The 21117-nt window shown below is 67.9% G+C and carries 22 protein-coding genes and 1 pseudogene; 7 read left to right on the top strand and 16 right to left on the bottom strand.

Annotation, left to right across the window (positions count from 1 at the left end; all coding sequences use genetic code 11):
* Window positions 1–19: 19 nt before the first annotated feature.
* The 7 genes from ACFY7E_RS27200 to ACFY7E_RS27170 form a co-directional block, all read right to left on the bottom strand.
* Window positions 20–823 carry a HEPN-associated N-terminal domain-containing protein gene (locus ACFY7E_RS27200; protein ID WP_389489252.1) on the bottom strand — a complete coding sequence of 268 codons (804 nt, stop codon included), beginning with the start codon at window positions 821–823 and terminating at the stop codon, window positions 20–22.
* Between the two features lie 48 nt (window positions 824–871).
* Window positions 872–1441, bottom strand: a complete 570-nt coding sequence (locus ACFY7E_RS27195) for a hypothetical protein (protein ID WP_389489249.1) — start codon at window positions 1439–1441, stop codon at window positions 872–874.
* A 265-nt stretch (window positions 1442–1706) separates the two neighbouring features.
* Entirely contained in the window at window positions 1707–3197 is a 1491-nt protein-coding gene (locus tag ACFY7E_RS27190) for a HesA/MoeB/ThiF family protein (RefSeq protein ID WP_389489247.1), read from the bottom strand.
* Window positions 3198–3304: 107 nt separating this feature from the next.
* Complete coding sequence (locus ACFY7E_RS27185) at window positions 3305–3565, bottom strand: hypothetical protein (protein ID WP_389489245.1); 261 nt, start codon at window positions 3563–3565, stop codon at window positions 3305–3307.
* Entirely contained in the window at window positions 3562–3825 is a 264-nt protein-coding gene (locus ACFY7E_RS27180; protein ID WP_389489243.1) for a hypothetical protein, read from the bottom strand. Before ACFY7E_RS27180 ends, ACFY7E_RS27185 begins: the two co-directional genes overlap by 4 nt.
* Window positions 3826–4215: 390 nt before the next feature.
* Window positions 4216–4734, bottom strand: a complete 519-nt coding sequence (locus ACFY7E_RS27175; RefSeq protein WP_389489241.1) for an ImmA/IrrE family metallo-endopeptidase — start codon at window positions 4732–4734, stop codon at window positions 4216–4218.
* Complete coding sequence (locus ACFY7E_RS27170) at window positions 4721–5047, bottom strand: helix-turn-helix domain-containing protein (RefSeq protein WP_389489238.1); 327 nt, start codon at window positions 5045–5047, stop codon at window positions 4721–4723. The genes ACFY7E_RS27175 and ACFY7E_RS27170 overlap by 14 nt, the downstream gene beginning before the upstream one ends.
* 272 nt (window positions 5048–5319) lie before the next feature.
* Here ACFY7E_RS27170 and ACFY7E_RS27165 point away from each other — a divergent pair.
* Together ACFY7E_RS27165 and ACFY7E_RS27160 are read left to right on the top strand one after the other, a co-directional pair.
* Window positions 5320–7461, top strand: a pseudogene (locus ACFY7E_RS27165) (Helicase associated domain protein); the annotation flags it as partial.
* 142 nt (window positions 7462–7603) lie between these two features.
* Window positions 7604–8374: a hypothetical protein gene (locus tag ACFY7E_RS27160; protein WP_389489236.1), complete on the top strand. Its 771-nt coding sequence runs from the start codon at window positions 7604–7606 to the stop codon at window positions 8372–8374.
* 119 nt (window positions 8375–8493) lie between these two features.
* Here the strand turns inward: ACFY7E_RS27160 and ACFY7E_RS27155 are convergent, their stop codons facing one another.
* Window positions 8494–9894, bottom strand: coding sequence for a hypothetical protein (locus ACFY7E_RS27155; RefSeq protein ID WP_389489234.1), 1401 nt, complete (start codon window positions 9892–9894; stop codon window positions 8494–8496).
* A 106-nt stretch (window positions 9895–10000) separates the two neighbouring features.
* On the opposite strand from ACFY7E_RS27155, the gene ACFY7E_RS27150 reads away from it, so the two are divergent.
* Window positions 10001–10900: a hypothetical protein gene (locus ACFY7E_RS27150; protein ID WP_389489232.1), complete on the top strand. Its 900-nt coding sequence runs from the start codon at window positions 10001–10003 to the stop codon at window positions 10898–10900.
* Between the two features lie 499 nt (window positions 10901–11399).
* On the opposite strand, the gene ACFY7E_RS27145 is transcribed toward ACFY7E_RS27150, so the two are convergent.
* Both ACFY7E_RS27145 and ACFY7E_RS27140 read right to left on the bottom strand, forming a co-directional pair.
* Window positions 11400–12113: a hypothetical protein gene (locus ACFY7E_RS27145; RefSeq protein WP_389489230.1), complete on the bottom strand. Its 714-nt coding sequence runs from the start codon at window positions 12111–12113 to the stop codon at window positions 11400–11402.
* Between the two features lie 56 nt (window positions 12114–12169).
* The gene (locus tag ACFY7E_RS27140; RefSeq protein ID WP_389489227.1) at window positions 12170–12895 is read right to left on the bottom strand and encodes a hypothetical protein; all 726 of its coding nucleotides are present in this window, start codon (window positions 12893–12895) and stop codon (window positions 12170–12172) included.
* 639 nt (window positions 12896–13534) lie between these two features.
* Here ACFY7E_RS27140 and ACFY7E_RS27135 point away from each other — a divergent pair.
* Window positions 13535–13672 (top strand): hypothetical protein, encoded by a 138-nt coding sequence (locus ACFY7E_RS27135; protein WP_389489225.1) that lies wholly within the window; start codon window positions 13535–13537, stop codon window positions 13670–13672.
* A gap of 312 nt (window positions 13673–13984) precedes the next feature.
* On the opposite strand, the gene ACFY7E_RS27130 is transcribed toward ACFY7E_RS27135, so the two are convergent.
* The gene (locus ACFY7E_RS27130) at window positions 13985–14191 is read right to left on the bottom strand and encodes a DUF4193 family protein (protein WP_389489222.1); all 207 of its coding nucleotides are present in this window, start codon (window positions 14189–14191) and stop codon (window positions 13985–13987) included.
* A gap of 143 nt (window positions 14192–14334) precedes the next feature.
* Complete coding sequence (locus tag ACFY7E_RS27125) at window positions 14335–15021, bottom strand: hypothetical protein (protein ID WP_389489220.1); 687 nt, start codon at window positions 15019–15021, stop codon at window positions 14335–14337.
* Window positions 15022–15426: 405 nt separating this feature from the next.
* On the opposite strand from ACFY7E_RS27125, the gene ACFY7E_RS27120 reads away from it, so the two are divergent.
* The 3 genes from ACFY7E_RS27120 (at window position 15427) to ACFY7E_RS27110 (ending at window position 16794) form a co-directional block, all read left to right on the top strand.
* Window positions 15427–15807, top strand: a complete 381-nt coding sequence (locus tag ACFY7E_RS27120) for a hypothetical protein (protein WP_389489218.1) — start codon at window positions 15427–15429, stop codon at window positions 15805–15807.
* Window positions 15808–15931: 124 nt separating this feature from the next.
* Entirely contained in the window at window positions 15932–16612 is a 681-nt protein-coding gene (locus ACFY7E_RS27115) for a hypothetical protein (protein ID WP_389489216.1), read from the top strand.
* A gap of 2 nt (window positions 16613–16614) precedes the next feature.
* Window positions 16615–16794 (top strand): helicase associated domain-containing protein, encoded by a 180-nt coding sequence (locus ACFY7E_RS27110; protein WP_389489214.1) that lies wholly within the window; start codon window positions 16615–16617, stop codon window positions 16792–16794.
* Window positions 16795–16943: 149 nt separating this feature from the next.
* Here the strand turns inward: ACFY7E_RS27110 and ACFY7E_RS27105 are convergent, their stop codons facing one another.
* From ACFY7E_RS27105 to ACFY7E_RS27090, 4 genes are read right to left on the bottom strand one after another with little or no spacing between them, the layout of a single operon-like run.
* Complete coding sequence (locus ACFY7E_RS27105; protein WP_389489211.1) at window positions 16944–17765, bottom strand: SAM-dependent methyltransferase; 822 nt, start codon at window positions 17763–17765, stop codon at window positions 16944–16946.
* Window positions 17759–18544 (bottom strand): DUF6182 family protein, encoded by a 786-nt coding sequence (locus ACFY7E_RS27100; protein ID WP_389489209.1) that lies wholly within the window; start codon window positions 18542–18544, stop codon window positions 17759–17761. Before ACFY7E_RS27100 ends, ACFY7E_RS27105 begins: the two co-directional genes overlap by 7 nt.
* Complete coding sequence (locus ACFY7E_RS27095) at window positions 18541–19707, bottom strand: hypothetical protein (protein ID WP_389489207.1); 1167 nt, start codon at window positions 19705–19707, stop codon at window positions 18541–18543. The genes ACFY7E_RS27100 and ACFY7E_RS27095 overlap by 4 nt, the downstream gene beginning before the upstream one ends.
* A gap of 5 nt (window positions 19708–19712) precedes the next feature.
* A complete protein-coding gene (locus ACFY7E_RS27090; RefSeq protein WP_389489205.1) occupies window positions 19713–21116 on the bottom strand; it encodes an NAD(P)/FAD-dependent oxidoreductase in 1404 nt (467 codons plus the stop codon).
* Window position 21117: the final 1 nt, after the last annotated feature.

Below are 21117 nucleotides of genomic sequence, written 5' to 3'. Positions count from 1 at the left end.
ACCCGCAAGACAACGCCAATCAGCCCACAAACCGCACCCACCCATCTGGACAGCGAAACGAGAACCACACCGGACAAGAACGCGAGAACTCCCACATGGGGATACCTGCCGGGCTCATACGGTTGGCCTGCCGCGCGTGTTCACGTGGTGCTGTGCCCAGGCGCCGCGCGTTCCAGTCGACCTGCGGCTCGTCGTGGGTCAGCGCACGCCACAGGCGAGTGCCGGCGGGAAGTTCCTTGACGAGACCAAGTCTGTCGATGAGATCGCCCACGTGGTCAAGGATGCGGCCAGCCGATACCTCGCCGGCTCCCAGCCCCTCCTCCTCCATCTCCCGCAACCAGAAAACGTAGCGGGTTCGGTACTGCACCTGCTCACAAAAACGGGTCCACCCATCGCGAAGAGCCTCATCACGACGAGGGGCGATGAAGTCGACAGGTACCCACGGCTGGTCGATGATGGCATCGCATACGGCCTCCAAAAGGCCTTCACCCACGAGGGCATCTGAGCCGCCGCAGTCCTCGACCACCTCCCACGTATCCAGGATGGTCCACTGGTAGCCGCCTTCTCTGCCGTCCCAGGAAACACCCTCGTCGTCAGCGGAGCGGTACTCGGTGTGGATGGCTGCGACGAACGTCTCCAGCAGGATGTCGAGCTCAGCGGCCGGAGACTGTCCGCAAAAGTTACAGGCGTTCTCATGGTTCTCGGCAGCGCTCAGCACCGCTTCGAGAACGTCGTCATTCACACAGCCGGTGCACACGTATTGATCGGTGAAGCACCAGCCCTGGTCGTCCTGCTTCTCGATCATGCGCTTGTAGAGCCCCATCAGCAGTCGCTTCTTCCATGGTCCGCACGTGATGCGCCGGTGTGGTCGTCAAAGGTCGGTGCCAGACGCAGGGTCTGTGTCCACTCCGAGGTCGAACCGCATCTGCTGCCGCATCTCGGACAGAAGCGCCCACGACTGTTCGACGCCGGCTTCGAAGGCGTTCAGATCTTCCTGGTTGTAAGGAGTGCTCGCGACGATCTGCTTCAACCGTCCGTAGCCAGCGTTCAGACGCCTACTGGCTACGCCAGCATCTGCCATTACCTGCAGGGGGATGATCATCTGCGCCTCGGCGTAGCTTTCCCGAAGTGTCGTACGGCGGGCCTCAAGCTCTTCAAGCGCGGCCTCAATCCCTGTTCCGTTACGCAGCGCGTGCATGAAGTGGACCTGCGCCGTCAGGTACTGGCGGGCTGCCGTGTTGAGCGTGATATAGCACGCCCTGCGCAATGCGATGGATTCCTCAGCCCGGTTCCGGGCCCGCTCCGCCTCGAGGAGAGCCTCTGCGTGATCACGTTCCTCACGCCGCTGGTCCGCAGCTGCCTCCATCTCCATCCGCTTGGTGCGGTCCGCACGGCTCTGCGTCAACAACGAGGCACCCAAGGTGCCAACCACACCGACCACAGCCACTAGCAAAGCCGTCCATCCCGCCCCACAACCCCTCCAGACTCTCCGATGCACGACGATTATCGGCTGAGACCAGGGGTTCCGGTCACTGCCAAGCCAGAGGCCTTGACCGGGCTACGTCTCACGCCCACCGAAGGCTCCCGCAGGAACACTTGAAGCCCGGCGGAACGTAATCAGGTTGCGCACGGGCACACGGCTACGCGAGCCGGACTGGCCGAGCGAACACCTCTGGCCGCCTCGCATCCCGTATCCCACCGGATCATCAGAAACGGAACAGGAGATCATCGACGGCGCACCGAGTTCGAAGCGGCCAGCGGCGTACGGCAAGAGCACGTGCAGCGCGGGCTTGCTCAGCGGCCAGATGCCGTCCCGCGACGGTGACGGGAGCGTCATCACCGAGCCCTCGCAGCATGCCGTCATAGGGGCAGCCCGCCTCGCAGCCGTCCTCGCGACGCTCAAGGGCGCCGGTGGTCAAGTGGTACAGGTGGGCGCCGGTATCGGCGATCCCGCCCGGCGCGGTTGTCATGGTGACGAACTGGTTCAGCTGTGCTGCTGCGGCGCTGGTGGAGAAGACGAAGACGTTCTCCTTGCGGCGCAGCGGGTGGTCGGCGGGCAGGCCGGTGATGTAGGCGGGGTCGTCGAGGGAACCGTCGCGTTCGGCTTGGACGTGGGCGGGGTCGTACTGGCCCAGGCATTCCATGCAGGCGCGGCCGGGGGCGGCGATATGGGCGCGCCATTCGGCTCCGCGTAGGCGTCCGCCGCGGGCGTCGACCGCGATGCCGCCGTCGACGACGGGGATGAGATGGGCGTAGGCGAGGAGGTTGAGGACGGCGCGTGGCCAGGGCCTGTCGACGCAGGAGAAGATCACGTCACAGTCGGCTGCGGCGGCGAACCCGGCAGGTTCGACCACGCTCAGCTCGTACGGCGTCGCGCGGAAGTTCGTGGCGGTGGCCGCGCGGCGGGCGGTTCGGGCGGCGAGGTGGGCCTTGGTCCGGTGCAGGCGCACGTCACGGGTGGTGGAGTGCAGGAGACGGTCGAGGTTGTGCTCTTCGACGGTGTCGAAGTCGAACAGGCTCAGGCGCTGGATACCGGTGCGGGCCAGGGCTTCGACGACGAGCATGCCGACTGAGCCGCATCCGACGACACCGATGTGCAGACGGGCCAGGTTCTCCTGGGCTGTCTGCCCCCAGGCGGAGACGGTGCGCAGCTGCCGGTTCGTGACCGGCGGTGGGGGGAGGAGGCGGTTGTTGAAGGTGACCGTCAGACGGCCGCCAGCCACGCGGACGCTTTCCGCCTCGGTGGGGGCGTAGCGGCGGGGAGCCTGCTGCTGCCAGATGCGAGCGCCGAAACCGGCGTCCGTGCCCGCGAAAGTCAGACCGACCAGCGGACGGCCAGTGATCACCTGGGTCTGCGCGGCGAAGGATGCCTCGGCCGCGTAGTCGATGCCGTTCAGGCGCTGCCAGCCCCGGCCCTTGGGGTGGGCATGGATGAAGCCGAGTCCACAACCATGCTCGGCTGCGAGAGCGGCGGCGCGCAGGAAGTAGGCGCTGGTGAAGTCCACCGTGCCGTGCACGATCCGCTCACCGTCCTGCGGCAGGACCACCTCAACGAGCAGGGCGGTGGTACGGCTGGCACCGGTGCTCGGCCGCCACAGCACGAAGCAGCAGTCCTCCTGCCCGTCCGCACGGCGCAGGTGGCCGGTGAGGTGCTGGGCGACCTCGCTGGTCATCGCGACCGAGAAGCGGCTGATCATGCGGAGCGTCCGTTCTCCAGCTGTGCAAACAGGGTGCGCAGGTGCCTCAGGTAACCGCGGACGGTGCGGTCCTGCGCCCAGTCGGCGGGTGGGCGGCTCCAGTGTTCCTACTCCGGGCCGAGCGGAGAGTTGTGTACCGCACCGTGGGGGTGTCCCAGGCGGGGGGTGATGTGCGGGCCGTGCGGGGCCGACAGCGGCCAGTCGGGCACCAGATCCAGGCCGATACGTACCGTGGTCCCGGCCTGGGGGCCGACCTCGACGAGGTAGTCGAAGACGGCGTAGTTGCCGGTCTGCTCCACTGTGTAGCCGGCGCGGCGCAGGCCCGCGAGCATCCCCGCGGGCCCCGCCTCCGGCATGACCGCGGTCATGCGGTCGGGGTCGGGCCGGTGGAGACCGACACGAACGTCTCCCGCTCGTGCACGTTGATCTCCTCCTGACCGCGGCCGGCGAACGAGTGCTGGTGCCGGCCGGTGATCCGGACCAGGTAGTGCGTGCCCGCGTCGATACCGGCCAGGGCCAGGACCGCGTTCGGCGTCGTGCGCTTGGGCGCCTTCACCGGCTCACCGTCCACCATGACCGTCACCGTCTTGCCGCCGGGCTTCTCCTGCTGGATGTCTGTCGTCGTCATGACGACCACCTCCCCTTCCCCCGGCCCACCGCAGCAGGCCGGGACATACGAAAGGCGAGCTCGAAGCCCGCCTACTTGCTCTTCTTCGAGCCGCGCGACACGCGCTCGTTCACCGTCGTCGACGGACTCCGACGCACCGTCGACTGCTTCACGAACCGCCCCGTGACCGCACTCCGGCCACGCTTCCCGCCAGACCCACTCGCCTTACCGGACTTGCCCGCCATGACGTACCTCCTGTTCTCAGAGGCCACCTCGGCCCCTGTCGACGCATCCAGGACAGCACGCTCAGTACTCTCTCGGCAACATTTTTTGAGCGACAGTTTCGCTGTCGTACTTTTATACAAGAAAGGCCACCCGGGACGCGGGGGCGGCCTTTCAGTATGGAAAGCGTTACGTCGTGGAATCCGCGATGATGCCGAGGTTGATCAGCCGGTAGTTCATAGCCACCTCGCTCATCTCGAAGCGCCTGGCCATAATGAGCGCTAGTTGCTGGGCCGTACGGAACTCGGCCTCGCGTGCGGCGCGACGCACCATGGGCTCGGGAGCCAGCAAAGCCGCCGCGAAGCGGTTGGCCTCCATCTCCTCACGATCCGTGGCCATGCTTGAGACCGTGTCACGGAAGTTCACACGGGTATCGGTGTCCAGGATCAGAGGCCGGCCGCGATGCAGCCGCAGGTGCCCAAGTTCATGAGCCACCGTGAAACGCTGCCGGTTCTCGTGGTGCTTCTGATTCACACCAATGACCTGCTCGTCCCCCCGGCGCAGCAACATGCCCGAGACGTCGTCCGACATGTCCTGCGGCACGACAAGCACGCCCAGCTTTTCCGCAATCACCACCGGGTCGATAGGCGCCTCATCGATGCCGAACTGCGTCAACAGCATCTTGGCCGCCGCGTCAGACCTGGCCATCGCGCACCCTCCGTTCAAAGGCTTCCGACGCCACAGACGCCACCGCATCCGCCAGATAGTCCGGCAGCCCGTTTACCTGGCTGGTCTCCTGCAGCCCGGGCAGCAGGTCGGCCGGCTTCACCCCGAGCGCCGACGCAAGACGCACCAGCCGGTACGGCGGGGGAGCTTGCGCACCGGACTCGATGTTCGTGATCGACCCGCGGGTCAGCCCTGACTTCCGGGCCAGCAGCTCCTGCGTCAACTTCGCTCGCGCCCTCGCCGCGCGTACCCGCCGACCAATCTCGGCATTGAAATCCCGCTCAACATCGTCCACGCTACTCCCCGTGATGACAGCCACACTGTCATCCCAACTTAGTCCACCCTCACCAAGACCACCACAGCGACTTCCGACAGCCGCCCAGTCAGACCGCCACCACTGCCTGCGACGAGCACCGCGCCGCCAGCGCCGACCTCATAACTGTCAGTGCACGGACAGCACCACACTCGAAGACCACTGCCCAAGGATGCGCCCGACGTCGCGAACATGTACGACACCTGAAGCACCAGCTCAGCAGCATTTCCCACACGATTTCAGTCGGTAAAACGGACGAGGCCCACGGAACCACCGGCGATCTCGGTCGGCCGTGGGCGGCGATCCACGACAACACCCGGATCCCGGCCGACTTCCGGCTCTACCTGACCGCGACCCCGCGCATCCTCGCCGCACCCCAGGTGCGAAGGGGCGCGGACGGCCAGGAGGTGGAGTTCGCGACCATGGCCGACGACCCGAACGGGACCTATGGCGCGTGGCTCGCGGAGCTCGGTCTGTCGGAGGCGATCGAGCGGGAGATCCTCGCCGGGTTCGAGATCGACGTCCTGGAGATCCACGACCCCTCCCCCGTCCTCGGGGAGTCGGAGGAAGCCCGGCGCGGCCGACGCCTGGCACTGCTGCAGACCGCGCTCTTGGAGCACGCCGCCGCCTGGAACCTGCGCACCGTCATGACGTTCCACCAGAAGGTCGAGGAAGCCGCGGCGTTCGCGGAGAAGCTGCCCGAGACGGCGGCCGCGCTGTATGTCACCGACGCCTCCGACGAGGACCTGGCCGCCGCCGACAAGCTGCCGAAGTCGTCGATCGACGCGGAGTTCTACGAGCTCGAGGCAGGCCGCCACATCCCGCCGGACCGGGTGTGGTCGGCGTGGCTGTGCGGGGATCACCTCGTGGCCGAGCGGCGCGAGGTCCTGCGGCAGTTCGCCAATGGCATCGACGCGGCCGGCCGCCGAGTGCACCGGGCCTTCCTCGCATCCGTTCGCGTGCTCGGGGAAGGCGTCGACATCACCGGCGAGCGAGGTGTCGAGGCGATCTGCTTCGCCGACACCCGCGGCTCCCAGGTGGAGATCGTGCAGAACATCGGCCGGGCGCTCCGGCTCAACCGCGACGGCAGCACCAAGGTGGCCAGGATCATCGTGCCGGTGTTCCTGGAGCCGAACGAGGACCCGACCGACATGGTTGCCTCCGCAAGCTTCAAGCCGCTCGTGGCCGTGCTCCAGGGCCTGCGTTCGCATGACGAACGTCTGGTCGAGCAGCTCGCGTCCCGGGTGCTCACGAGCGGCAAGCGCAAGGTACACGTGCGGCGGGACGAGGAGGGGCGGATCGTCGGGGCCGGCGGCGAGGGCGACGGCGGGGACCAGGAGCACGACGAGGACACCGATGCCGCTGCCGAGTCGGCCCTGCTGCACTTCTCCTCTCCCCGGGACGCGGCGACCATCGCGGCGTTCCTGCGCACCCGGGTCTACCGGCCGGAGTCCCTGGTGTGGCTGGAGGGCTACCAAGCCCTGATCCGCTGGCGGAAGGAGAACAAGATCACCGGCGTCTACGCCGTTCCGTACGACGTCGAGGTCGAGGTCGGGGCGACGAAGTCGTTTCCGCTTGGCCGATGGGTGCATCAACAGAGGAAGGCGCAGCGGGCCGGGGAGCTGGAGGACCGGCGCAAGACGCTGCTCGACTTGCCGGAGGCCGGGATGGTGTGGGAGCCGGGCGAGGAGGCGTGGGAGAACAAGCTCGCCGCGCTGCGCTCGTACCGGCGGGCGACCGGGCACCTCGCGCCGCGTCAGGACGCGGTGTGGGGCGAGGGCGAGGCGATGGTGCCCATCGGGCAGCACATGGCCAACCTCCGGCGGAAGGGCGGTCTGGGCAAGGACCCCAAGCGCGCGGCGGAACGCGCGGCGCAGCTGGCGGAGATCGACCCGGACTGGAACTGCCCGTGGCCGCTGAACTGGCAGCGCCACTACCGCGTCCTCGCCGACCTGGTCGACGCCGACGGCCACCTTCCCTACATCGCCCCCGGCGTCACCTTCGACGGTGATGACATCGGTACCTGGAGGTGGAGGCAGCAAGAGCCGGGCACCTGGGCACAGCTGATGCCCGAGCAGCGCGAGCGGCTGTCGAGGCTGGGCGTACAACCCGACCAGGCCCCCTCCCCCCGCCCCGCGGCCCACCGTGGGGCGAAGGGGCCGAGCAAGGCACAGCAGGCGTTCCAGCGTGGCCTGGCAGCGCTGGCGCAGTGGGTAGAGCGGGAAGGCGCCCACCGGCCCGTACCCCGGGGGCATAGTGAGCAGCTCGCCGCCGCCGGCGAGACGGACCCGGTGATCGTGAAGCTCGGCGTATGGGTCTCGAACACCAAGTCAAGGCGGGAGAAGTTCACGGCGGAGCAGCGCGCCGCCCTCGCCGCGCTGGGGATCGAGTGGGCGGGCGTCGTGCCGGCCATCGAGGCCACCCCGGGCAGCCCCCGGACCACTTCCTGCGCTTGAACGGCCTCAGGCATCTGGGAGGCCCGGGGGCAGTACCAGAAATCCGGTAGGTCGGTCAGTCCGCTGCACCTACGCTCACTCCATGAGCTGGAGTGAAGCCCATGGGACAGTAAGTCGAGCGTTTGATGACTGGCGCAAGGTCGATGCGGAGAACCGGGCTTTCCTCAAGCTGACGAGCCAGTGGTCGGCCGAAGCCTACGAACGTCAGTGGAAACAGGCTGAGGATGCTCTCAGCGATGTGTTCGACCCGGAGATCCACTATGGCGACGAGCACGTCGACATTTTCGACGACGCCGTGGGTGGTCTCTGGCCCTTCTCCCACCAGTGGATGGTGGAGGCCTCTGTTTTGAAGAACGGCGTGACGGCATTCGAGGTGTACCTCGAAAAAGCAGCCCAAGAAGTCGTCAAGGGGTGGAGCGTAACCTTTAAGGACGGGCGGGGCACCCATCGACTTAGTCTGAAGGCTCCGAAGGGCTTCACCTCCCCAGGCTGGAAGACCCTGGTCACCGCTCACACAGTTCTCGGAAGCACCGTCGAGACGCTCGACATCGAGTGGGCCAGGGACCTGCGACACCTACTGACCCACCAGAACGGTGAACTTCGCGACGAGGAGACGCTTGAGAAGTTCCGGGATACCGACGCCGAGGCTGACACCGATGCCCTCCACCATGCCCACGTCGGGGACCGAGTCCATCTCGGGGTCGAGCGGGTCGTGGGCGTGCTGGACAAGCTGGCTTCCGTGGTGCGTCACGCCGATGTGGCCGTCTACGCGTACGTTTGGGGGGGAAAGCGTCAGCAGGTGCCGCTGAACGAACTCCACACGGCGAAGTGTTTGGAGTTCATAGCAGAGTGAGCGGCGGCGTCACATAGTGACGGGCTCGGGCCGAAGGTGACGGTGACGGTGACGGCCCGGTTGAACAGGTGCGACCCGGAGGACCGAGAGGCGCCTTGACCAAAACTGTGAAGCTCAGATCAGCCTCCGGCTGACTGCGGCACACGCGAGCCAGGTGGGCGGTCAAGGAGCGTCGCGAAGAAGTTGGCAAGCAGGGGCTGAGCACGGTCGCGGTCGCGGAGTTCGTCGTGGCCGAACCGGAACACCTCGTAGCCGCGAAACTTCAGGGCGCGGTCACCGGCCATGGTGACGGCGTACTTCGCACTGTCGGGATCGGTGCCGCCGTTCCGGGTGTAGTGCTGCATGCCATCGACTTCCAGCACCACGCGCCGGTTTCCCGGCAGCAGCATGAGGAAGTCCATCCGCAGGTTCTGCATGGCCTGTGCGCCGCGTTCGCGGAGGGTCTTGGGATCCCAGTGCAGCCAGATCTCCGGCAGGAGGGCGGGCACGTCGTTCAAGCGGTCCCGGTTGGCGTGGTGGTAGTGCCAGAACAGATTCTTCTGTCCTGGGGAGTTTGGAGGCAGGGAAGCCTCCATGCGGCTGTAGAGGGCCCGGGCTGCCTGCTCCTGGTCAGGGATTTTCCGGGTTTCCTGCCACCAGGACAGCAGGTGCTTCCAGAGCAGTCCCTCTTTGCCGACGGGGTGGTCGTAGACCAGCATCTTGTCGTCGCGTTCGGCTACCTCAATGTCGTTGTCCAGGGCGCTGGTGAAGCGGATGTCGGGCTTCCCCAGGGTGGCGAAGATGAGGTTGCGCGGGCGGCGTTCGGTGCCGCGTCCGTGCTCGACGAGCTGGAATTGGGGGTATCCGCCTGCCTCTGCGTGCTGGCTCAGATGGACACCCGCTGAGTTCAGATGCCGGTTGGCCAGTTCGACGAAGCGGCGCTGCGCCGGCTCGTCGGGCAGGACAGCCGAGGATGCCAGGCCCTCGATGAAGTATCCAAAGCGGGGGTGCGGTGCTTCGAAGGCACCGAGCTGCTCGAAGAAGTACTCAGTCGTCCAGTCATCCGGGAACCGGATCACGTGGCGCTCGATCTGGCTGCGCAGGCTGTTTGTTGGGGTGATCCACCCGCCAAGTGGATCATTGTCCAGGTGCCACAGTCGGCCCAGCAGGCTCATGAAGCGGTCCGGGTAGCGAAGATGGTCGGACAGATCGAAGTCTTTGGCCAGCTCGCGCCGGGTCCGGCTTGGGATCTGCACATGGTGGCGGCCGAGCCACAGAACATCCTGCAGCGCCATCCGTTCGGCCTGGCCCAGCTCCTCATGTTCAAGAACCGCGTCGGCGACGTCCGACAGACGATCGTCGAGGCAGGCATTGAGGCTGGCCACCAGGCGCTCGTGCTTGGTGCTGCCCTCGCTGGGCGCGGGAAGGCCGAGGCGCTCGCACAGCGCCGGCAGTTCCTTCGCGGTGTAGCGCGTGTACAGCGTGAGGAGCACGCCGTCGATCAGCCCCCGCAACCGCGCCACGTCCATCGGTTCCCCCATCCCATGATGATGAGCGACACCCGGACACGATTCCACCTGTCCGCTCACCTTGCCCAGCAGCCAAACTCGCGGTGCACTCCGCCACCGCCCCTCTACCTTGATGGGCATGTCACACGAATCGATTCACGAGCACCTGTTGATATCGGCCCGGAAGTGGGCGCGTACGGCTGTCGACGCGTACCTGGAGGAGCCCATCGACCAGGACTTCGCCGTGCACCACATGGCGGTCGCGGTGGAGCACGCGTCGAAGGCGTACCTGGCCTCCATCGCCCCCGTGCTCCTTGCGTCGGAGAAGCAGCCGAGCGTAGACGACCTCCTGGTCCTGAGCGGCAACGAGGACAAGACGAAGAAGGGCCGTGCCGGCCTCAAGACCATCGGCGGTGAAGGGGCCATTCTCAGGGCAGCGCAGCTCCTCGGCCCCGAGCACAAGGCGCCTGCCAAGCTCAAGGAACTGCGGGAGTCCCGCAACGGCATCACTCACATGGGGTGGGGCCAGCCCGTCACCGAGTGCCGCGCCCTGCTGGCCGCGGGCATCGAGCACATCAACGCGCTCCTGAAGGCCCTGTCGGCAGAACCCGACGGCTTCTGGGGCACCCACCTTGAAGCCTGCACCGCGCTGGTGGCCCAGGCCACCAGCGAGATGGAGATCCGGTACCACGCGAAACTCCGCCAGGCCCGCGAGCGCTTCACCGAGACCACCCGACGCCTATCCGAAACCGAGATCGCCGAACTCGTCAGCAGCCTCTCCGCGCTGCCGACGGCCGCCCCGTGGCCGCTGTCCGCACCCGCGCAATGCCCCGCTTGCGGACACACCGGCTTCGCAAGCGGCCGCGACAAATCCGGAGAGTACGGCGAGGTCTGGTTCCTCCCACGGCACTTCGGGTGCCGCGTGTGCGGGCTCATACTCACGCAGTGGGAACTTGACCTTGCTGGAATCAAGGGCCAGATACTCAACGACGACGAAAAGCCCGACCTTTACTGGGAACCCGACTTCGAGACGTCCTGAGGGCTCAGGCGGATGTTCCTCCGCCGCCCGTGCCCCACCGAGGAACTCGGACAACGCGCAGCGCTGCTGTTCCTCGCGGGTGGTCTGATGCTCGAGGGCGTCGCGGTCGATGTATAGGTCGACGGCGCGAGGACCAGGCGCTGGAGTTCGGCCGGCTCCAGCGCCTCCACCTCCCACTGCACCGGGCGCTCGATGTCGAGGCTGTAGCGGCGGGCAGGCTGGCCACCTCGGGCCGCCGCGCTTACCCTCGGTTAGAGGCAGCTCGTACGCGTGGATCTGGTCGTAGGTCAGCAGCACCCGCTCCGTCGCAGGACGACGTCGGCGAGCGCCCGGGGGCCGCTGTCTTTCGGCAGCTGGTCGGCGCGACGGCGACCTCGACCGGGATGGCGCGAGTCCCCGCCGTAGCTGAGCATGCAGTCACCAGCTCCAGGTCCGTGTCAGCGAGGGTATGAATGCCGAAACGCAGGAGGTAAGGGCGTTCTGTGCCGCGCACTACGGGTCAGCGTTGAGGCCACCAACGGTGGCGCGAGCGGGTGGGAAAGCTGACCGGTGCGCTGTGGCGGTGGGGGGCGATGACGTGGACCGGCGAGTAGTCGCCGACAGTGATGTTGATCGTCTGCACCGCTTGGTGCACCTGGCCCACCGTGGGCTCCTGCTCTCCCGGTTCCATGGTGGCACGCAGTTCGGCAACGAACTCCAGCAGCCGGTTGCGTACCTGTTCGAGGATGTCGTGGAGAGCCGAGGCGTGAACCGACCAGTAGATTCTCTCCACCACCACCCCGTGCCCGGAACGCTCGCTGGTCATCAGGCGGGCCAGTTCTGCACCGCCGGGTAGGCCCAGTTTGAGCGGTGTGTGGGGGTCCTGGCCCGCTATCAGGTTCTGGATCTTGCCGACACTGAACGTGACGGGCAGCTGCTCGGATATCAGGTCGTGGGCGATGTCGGGGAGATCGAGAGCACTGATGGTCTCGTTGCGTCCCTGCCAGAATCGGGAGTGGGAGTCCGCCTGCAGGGGTGCGGAGATCGTCCGGTAGGTGGGCAGCGGCGCGTCGGGGCTGGGGTAGCCCTGCAGTTCGTTGCGTGCCCAGGAGCGCAAGGGCTCGGAGAACGCGCGGCCGCCCAGGACGATCACGAGCCGCAGGAGTTGCTGGATGGGAACCGACTCGTCCAAGACATCCTGCTCGAACTTGTCCAGGGGCGGTTGCTTGGGCATGCGGACTACTCACTTCTTGCTTCTTGCGTGGGGGACGGACAGGACCCCAAGACCTGTTACCGAGGGAGTTCCAGTGGGGCGCCGGCCGGGACAGTGGCGGTGGCGTCCTGTTCCGCGTAGGCGACCGGTGCGCTCACGGTCACGGGAGAGTTATCCCCGACGGTGATGTGGATACTGGTGAAGGCACGCTGGACCTGCTCAGACGTCGGCTCTTCCTGCCCGTTCGGCAGGGCAGAGCGCAGTTCGGCGACGAATTCAGTGAGTCGTGTGCGTATCTGGTCGAGGATGCCTTCTAGGGTTGCCGTACTGACGGACCAGTACACCGACGTGACGGCCAAGGTGGGATTGCCCTGCCGCTGACGCTGGTCATGGGTCATTAGCCGGGCTACCTGCGCCATGTTCGCCCCCGCGAGTCGGATGTGCTCCCCTTCTCTGGAGCCTGCGGTCACCTGGATCTCGTGGACGCCCCAGGTGATCGTGATCTCGTTCCCGACGCCCTCCACTGTTTCGGGCAGGTCCCGGGGGCTGATCTCCTGCCCCTTGAAGTGGCCGTTCCCCGCGAGCACGTCTGCCTTCAGTTGCGCCGGGACCTTCCGGTATTCCGGCACCTCTCCCGCAGCGTCGTTGTATCCCTTCAGCTCCTGTTGGGCCCATGTGCGCAGAGAGGCGGAGGAGGCGTGCGCGCCCATGATCAGAACTTGGCGCAGGATCGAAGCGAGCGCGACTGAGTCGTCCAGGACGTCGCGCTCAAGGCGCGCCAGCCTACTGAGGGATTGGTTCACGAGGGCCCCTGGTCGGAAGAGTGCGCGTGGAACTCATGTCGGAGGGTTCAGGTCATCTCGAGGATGGCGACAGCCGCGGCGACCACAGCAGCAATCGAGCCGACGGCCGTCCAGACGACGGCTGAGCGGTGCCACCACGGCGGGGCGGGGGCCGGTTGCGCCGTCGGATTGATGCTGGTGCTGGCAGTACCTCCTTGCTCGGCGTAAGAGAAGGGCGCCGAAACGTTGACCGGAGAGTGGTCTCCTCCCGTGATGTCAATGCGCTGTCCGGTCCCCGAGCGGGACGGCGAAGATGAAGGATCAGCCATGGGTTCAGAATCGGACGTCATACCGCCTCATTCCAACGACATCAGTTCGCCGGACCGTAGCAGCCGCCACTGACATTGCTGCTTGCACTCAGGCCCCGTGGTCGTGACTCCGCCACCGGTCGACGCCCTGCCGTTCGTCGTCGCGTGCTCCTGTCCCCGGTGCCGGAGACCCTGTGCAGGGCGTGCCCGGGTGGGGTCAGCGGGCGAGGTTGAGCAGGTCTGGTGAGCGTCCGTCGACCCGACGCGCGCCAGGCTGAAAGGGCGACCTTCCACCACCCATTCAGCGGTGACATGGCGGCCGCCATGTTCTGACGTCGTTGAGCACGGCCCCATGAACACCAACAACACCTGGGACCAAGAGACACACCTCAGCAGCCACCACAGCGCCCGGGGCCCCGACCTGATCACCTACCGCGACCCGAACGTCACCATCGACCAGCTGCTGCACGTCTTCCGCGGCATCGACTGACCAGGCAGAAACCGCCGGCCGATCCGCCGGTCGGCGGTGCACCATGAACACCTGACAGCGTCCAAAACAGCCGCCCGGGCAGCTGCCCACAGCAACCGCTGTCCGAAGGGCTGCTGAGTCCGCAGGACCGCCAGCATCTTTGGTGCTCGTGCCAGGCCTTGGACCCGTGCTGTGCACCGGACTGCTTTACACCCGTCCATACGGCGGCCGCGGGAGCGCGTCACGACCGGATCGGGCAGCCCTGTCACAGGCCCCATGAAAGAGCAGCACCTGTACACCGGATTGCGACGAGGGCCACCCCTGGGCTGCCTCTCAGGCGCAGTCCGTGCAGACCGGGTCCCCGTTCCTCGCCGCTGCCAGTTCGCTACGAGGACGAACACGAAAGCAGCTCACGCACGTGAACTGGTCTTCCACCTTCGGCATCACCCGAATGGCAAGCTCCTCGTTGTCCGCATCCAGCGGATCCATACCCTCGGCCGCTTCCGTGTCGATGTCGTCACCATCGGCCTGGTGCGCCATGTCGGTCTCCTCCTGCTAAGCGGGCATACAGCACGATCGGCCCAAGCATGCCCTGCGCGGCAACCCGAAGACCCGTGACACGGCCGCTGTCTCCTTTCGGGCGACGCACCCCCGGCTTTCCTGTCTGGGGAAGGAAGCGGGGGTCATGCGTACAGCTCGGTGGCCGAACCGGTGCGGTGCAGTTGGGCGGTGGGGGTGGTGTAGGCGAAGTTCAGGACGGTGCGGCGTAGGCCCGGCCGGGTGAGCGGGGTGACGCGGTGGGCGGTGGTGTCGCTGCGCAGGAGGTAGGCGTCGCCGGCACGGTGGTGGGCCGTGCGGGTGCCGTCTGCGGCCTTCAGGTTCCGCAGGGAGCCCGCGTGGGGGAGGAAGTGGAGCAGGCCGCCGTCGGCAGGGTTGTCGGGGGTTTCGAGGAAGAGGACCAGGGCGTAGGGGTGGTCGTCGGTGTGTGCGCCGTGGGTGTCGCCTGCCTGGTGCAGGATGTTCAGGACGTGCCGCTCGACCGGGTCGGTGATCTCGGTGACCGTCTCACCCGACGCCCGGCTCAGCAGCTTGATCAGGTCGGGATCACGGTAGAGGGCCGGGATCACGTCGGATGCTTCGGCGATCGTCTGCCCGCCGAGTGTGGTCATGCGGCGGGGCGAGTTGTCCATGCACTTCATTGCGAAGTCACGGCGCCGTGCCAACGCCTCCAAGGCTGCTGCTTCCCGGCGCAGCAGCATCAGACCGTCGGTGGTGATCAGACCGGGCAGGGGAAGGTATCCCTCGGCGGTGAGGCGGTCAGGGCTCGTGGGTTCCAGGACGATGGCGTCGGGATCGAAGAACTGGGGCACGGGGCTTCCTGTCGGTTGTGAACTGGTCTGTTGGGAAAGTCCCCGGTCTGGTGCCTTCCCGCCCCCGGGCGTGGGCTGAATGGCCCAGGCTCGCAACCGGTAACGCCGGGCTGCTGCCGGCACCGGCCGAAAGGGTGTGGCCTGCGGGAGAGCGCCACGCGATGTTCGTGACGAAGACACCGTCGCAGGAGCACGGGCGAAAGTCACCGGGCCGCTGCGCCGAGGGGCGAAGAGATCGCCAGGGTGACAAGACCGGTGACAGCCTCGCCGCTCTCCGGCTCAAGGTGGGTCCCTCATAGGAAGGTGAGCGAACGTTTCTGCTGTTCCGGGAGCCCCGAGGCCAGGAAGGGATCACGGCATGTCCTCGGTTTTACGTCCCTCCCTCATTGTTGAAGGTGTGCGCTCGTGATCCTTGTCATCGTTGTCGCCGTCCTGGCCCTGCTCGCCGGGCTGGCGGCCAACCGTTTCCTGCGTCCTCGTCTCCTGAGCGAGGACGACGACACCGGCATGGCCGTCAAGGACCTCGTCGGCCCTCTGCTGACCCTGACCGTGCTGCTGCTCGCCTTCGTCCTGGTCACCGCCAACGGCTCCTACGGCAAGGCCGAGGTCGCCTCGCGCGGCGAGGCGAAAGCCGTCGACCAGCTCGTCGAAGCTGCCGAGTACGCGCCCGCGGCGCAGAAGGCCGCCATCCAGGCCGACGCCGTCTGCTACGCCCGCGACTTCCTCACCCACCACACCGCCGTCGACCTGCCCTGCGACGACCAGGGCAACCGCAAGAACGGCTGACCTCCCATACCGTCGAACCTGGCGACTTGACCACAGCCGGAAATGGCCCCGGGGTGCGCTGCGCTCCGGGGCCACGGAGCGTCAGGGGCGGGTCAGGGACCGCACGCCTTGGCCTGGGCCGTCGATGGCACTGCCCGACGCAGCAGAGGCCGAGCCGCTACAAGCCCACCAGCAAGGTCGAGGACAAGGGCGGGGACGGGCCCCGGGCACGCGTGGGAGCAGAAAGGGCTCCAAGGGCGTCAGCGCCCCGGCCAGGGCGCTGCTGAGGTTCTCCGCGCCCCGCGAATCGACCGCGCTCACCGCGTTCATCCGGCTACGGGTTCTCAACCCCGAGTACAAGCACTGGCGGCGCGGCATCGAGGCCGCCGTGCTGTACCAGCACCTTCACGGGGACCTGCGTGTCCCGTTCACCTTCCGGCTGCCGGTGGAGTCGTGGGCCGGGGCGCTGTCGGAGGCACGGTGTGAGCAGCCGGAGGAGATCGACCCGTCCTGGTGCCCGAGCTGGCCCGTGGAGTGGCAGAGGGCCTTCCACCTCGTCCGCCAGCACCTGGACGACGGCGGGACGCTGCCCGTGGCGGCCGGGGAGACCGTACGGCAGGGCGAGGACCTGGGGCGGTGGGTGCGGGCCCAGCGGCTCGGGTTCGACAAGCTCACGAGCGTGCAGCAGTGGATGTGCGAACACGTCCTCGGCATCACCCCCCGCCACCGAGGAGGAGAAGCCCAAGGCACGGGTGAGCCAGGCGGAGAAGTGGGCGGTGTACTACGCCGCCGGCCCGCCAGTCCTACCAGCGCGAGGGACACCTGACCGTGCCCAGGAAGCACGTCGAGACCGTCGCCCTCGGCGGCGACAGCGAGGGCGAGGGCCAGGAGCAGCGAGAGGTGACGCTCAAGCTCGGCGCCTGGGTCGGCAACCAGCGCACCCGGGCCGCCACGCTGACACCGGAGCGGATTGAGCAGCTCTCCAAGATCGGCATGCGGTGGGCGTGACGGGCGTTGTCGCCGTGATCGGGGTGCTCGCGGCTGGCGGTCTCCTCGGCTGGGTATGTCTGCGGCAACGGCTGGGCAACTGAAATGCTTGTTTCAATGCGTTTCAGGACCTAGCCGTCACGCATGCGTTCCGCGTCTTGGACGGTAGCTCAGGGACGGACGGCGGTAAGGAGGCCGTAGCGAACCTCGGGGATCTGGCCGAAGCGTTCTGTGAGGTCGGCCGCCATCCTCCATTCGGCCGCGGTCTCCTCGTTCTGGTCCTGGGCGGCGGCGCGCCAGGTGGCGGCCAGGACGTCATAGGAGCGGCGGGCGTTCTCGCTGATGTCGGTGAAGTCGACGATCTTCAGTCCGGCTTCCCGGGCCAGCTCCTGGTAGCAGTCGGGGGTCAGGGACAGTTTGAAGAAGTCGTAGGTCTCCGCCATGACTTCGGCCGCCGCTCCGTCCAGTTCGCCTTCCAGGTAGATGTCGGCCATGACGAGTCGTGCGCCCGGTCGCAGTGCGCGGGCGACGTGGGCCATGGCGGTCTTGCGGTCCTTCATGTGGATGAAGGACTCGATGGCGTACGCGCCGTCGAAGCTCTCGTCCTCGAAGGGGAGCTTCATTGCGTCGGCGAGGCGGAAGGTGACCCGCCCGGACGCGTTGGGGGCCTGGGGTCGGCTGTTCGCCGTGTCGACCTGGTAGTCGCTGATGCTGATGCCGGTGATGTCCACGGCGTGGCGGGCGGCGATGTGCAGGGCGGGGCTGCCGTGACCGCAGCCGATGTCGAGGATGTGGTGGCCTTCTGCCGGGGCGAGGCGTTCGGCGACGAGGTCGGTGAGGCGGTCGGTGGCCGTCTCGATGGAGCTGTGGTCTGCCGCGTCGTTCCAGTAGCCGAGGTGGATGTTGCCGCCGAGGGCCTGGACGTAGACGTCGGTGGTGCGGTTGTAGAAGGTGCCCACTTCGGTGGGGGTGTGCGTGTGCTGCTTCAGCATGGTTCGGCTGTCCTTCCTGCATGGAGGGGTGGGAGGGCGGGCCGTTTTTCCGGCCCGTCTTCGGGATTCGGCTCGGTGAGTGCGGCCCACAGACGTAGTCGGCCGGTGTCCTCGGTGTCGACGCGCAGGGCTGCGAAGGGGTGCTCGGTGGCGAGCAGGCGCGGTGCCTGGTGGACGGTGATCCGGTCGCCTCCCTGGAGCAGGCCGTCGAAGGCCGCCTCGGTGAGGAGGTGGCCCAGGTGCACGAGGAGACGGGAGAGCGGGACGCCGCTGGTGGCGAGGTGGAGTTCGCGATGGGTAGGCGTATGGTCGGTCGTGGCCGTTGCTGTCGGGATCGTGAGTGTGAAGGGCGGGCGTCCCGGGAGTTCGCGTGGGGCCTCGAAGGTCTTCAGGAGTCGGCGCAGGGTGGCCGAGTCCGCCGCCGGGGCCGGTTTCGTCCACGCGTGGTCTTCGGTGAGGTGGGCGAAGGAGAAGCGGTCCCGGAGACGTGTCGGGTCGCCGGCCAGGTAGATGGTGCGGGTGAGGGAGCGGCGCCAGCGTTTGGCGGTGTCCGGGTCGAGCGAGAGGGCGAACGCGCAAGTGGCTTCCGCCCAGGAGGCGAGGTCGGCCCGGCGGAGCACCACGACGCCGAGGAAGCCATCGGGTTCGGCCAGCACGGCCTCCTTGACAGCCGCCAAGTCCGCGGGTGTGTCCAGCGGATAGTGTTCCGCGAGGTCGGGGCGGGCCTGGCGTACACGGTCGGCGGCAGAGGCTCGCAGGTGGTGCTGGGTGATCCTCACAGGTACACCTCGCTCAGCAGCGCGGCCGGGGGCGGCGGGCGGTGGCGGGCGAGCAGTGCGGAGGTCAGCCGGTAGGGGTGGACGAACAGGTGGCCGCGGTGGTGACGGGCCAGGAAGGCTGGCGGGCTTTCCTCCGCGGGGCGGCCGGTGCCGGACAGCAGCCGGTCGGCTCGGTGCATGCACTGGCGCAGCAGGTCGTGGCGGAAGGACTGGTCCGCGCCGGGGCCGAGTACGGCGATGAAGTACAGGCGCAGGCCCAGTCGGACCACGTCCGGGGCGTGGTCCGCGCCGACGGCGTCTAGTAGGGATCCGGCGTCGTAGCCCTGCCATCCGCCGTGCCGGGCGGAGCGGACCGTTCCGTCGATCGGTACCCGTCCGATCGCGAACCGGCGGGCCCTGGCGCCCAGGGCGGTGAGGGTGCGTTCCAGGAGGTGGTAGTCGGGGCCGAGCTCGGGGTCGTGGAGGAGGACCACCTCGTCGTGTTCCAGGGCCATCGGCAGGAGTTCACGCATTGCGCAGGCGAGGTAGTTGGGCCGTCCGTCCCGGCCGACGATCTGGCGCAGCGGCAGGCCGTGGCGGGTGTGGTCCAGGTAGACGGGGCCGCCGTGGCCCCGCATGTCGAGCAGGACGTCGAGGGCGCGGAGCTGTTCGAGGGCCTCGTCCAGGCTCAGCCCCGGGGGCTGGTGGGCCAGGAGTCCGGGATCGTGCAGTCCGATGCGGGCGAAGTGCGCGGTCCATGAGCGCAGAACCCGCACGCTGACCGGATGGACCCAGCCCTGGTGTTCGACCGCGTCCGCGTAGGCCCGCAGTTCTACGGCGTCGGTGCGGCGGTCATCGCTCCGGTAGGCGACGTACAGTTCGCCGATCTGCTTCTCGGTCAGGTCCGTGTAGTCGCAGTCTCCCCGGGTGCGGTCCAGGTAGGCCCAGAAGCCCAGGGTCTGCTCGGTGAGGTGGTAGGTGGTGTGGCTGTAGCGGTACGCGCAGTCGGTGAGCTGTGCCGTGGCGCGGAACATCACGTCCGTCCACAGCAGGAACTTCAGGTGGCTGGGGGTCAGCGGTTTGGTGGGGGTGATCGTGACGGGGGCCAGCAGGACGCGTCCCCCGCGTGGGATCGCACCCGCTGTTCCGGCTTCGGTGAGGGGCGGTGCGGCGGTGGTGGGCATCGGGGTCAGGTTCCTTCCGCCACCGTGAGGAGGCGTGTGAACTCGTGTCGGTCCGGCGCGGCGGGTCCTCCAGGGGCGTGGGCCCTCTTCTCCCACACGTGTCCTGTCCGGTCCGTGTCGTAGGGGGTGAGGGTCATGAGCATGCGGATCAGGTCACGCCAGGTGTGTGCGTCCCGTTGGGCGGCGGTCGCTTGTGCGGGTAGGAGCAGTCCGGCCGGTCTGCCGGGTGTCGGCGGGTTCGTCACGGCGGCGTGCCAGTGGGCCGAGCGCTCGGTGTCTGCCCGTACGGCGTGCTCGTACCAGGGCCGCATGAGGGCGGTCGTGCTGCGGGCTGCGTCCGGGCCCAGGAGCGGGTCGTTGGCGGGCCTGGTGGTCAGCAGTTCGCCGAGTGCGAAGGCGTGGGCGAGGGCCAGGGACATGCCGCGGCCGAAGAGCGGGTCGGTCACGCAGGCCGCGTCCCCGACCTGGTGGAGACCTGCGACGGCTGGGCGGGGGGTGGTGGCCGTGCCGCGCAGGATGTTGGGCGGGCAGGTGAGGGCGCGGACGGTCGAGATCGGCTCGCCCGCGTCGGCCCACTGTGCCAGCCACGGTGTGGCGCGGGCCGCGGCGGTGAACACCTCGGTATCGCGCAGGGCGCGTACGGCGGGGTCGCCGGGCAGGACCGTGAAGACGAGAGAGTGGGTGTCGTCGTCCCCAAGGTGGACGAAGGCGGCGTAGTGGTCCCAGATGCCGCCGGCCGCGTTGCCCCGGTTGAGGGGGCCGGGCAGGTCGCTGCTCTTGCGCCGGTAGAAGCGGGTGTACACGGCGATGTCGGAGGGGTGGATGAGGTCCTCGGGGACGGGGACGCCAGCCGCGCTCAGCCAGGACGCCGAGGCGGCGCGGCGCCCGGTGGCGTCGACGACGAAATCGGCGTCCAGCCGTTCGCCTCCGTCTACCACCACGCCGGTCACTCGTGGAAACCGGTCCAGCAGCAGGCCGCGGACGGTCGTCTCGTGCCGGATGCCGACGCCCGGTGTGTCCCGTACGGCTCTGTACAGCGCGAGTTCCAGCGTCGTGCGGCGACAGCCGAGGGCGACTAAGTCTTCATCGCCCTCGCGGCGGGAACGGTCGGTGATACCGGCGGGCATGGCGGCAGTGAGGTCGAGCAGTTGGGCTCCCGCCCGCAGGACCTCGTCGAGCACGTGGGGAGCGTGCTCCCGCAAGGTCCTGACGCCGAGGCCGGTCAGGTTGTGCGAGTGGCCGGCCTGTGGCACCGAGGGCCGGTGCCACCGTTCGGCGGCCTGGACGAGCGGGCCTTCCGGCGGGGCCGGGCAGCGTTCCAGGACGCGGACGCGGTATCCGGCCCTGCCCAGGGCGAGGGCGGTGGCCAGCCCGGCGAGGCTGCCGCCCGCGATGACGGCGGTCGGCATG

The sequence above is a fragment of the Streptomyces sp. NPDC012825 genome (assembly GCF_042900925.1).
In the GTDB taxonomy this organism is placed as follows: Bacteria; Actinomycetota; Actinomycetes; order Streptomycetales; family Streptomycetaceae; genus Streptomyces.
This window is presented reverse-complemented; position numbering and strand designations above follow the sequence as displayed.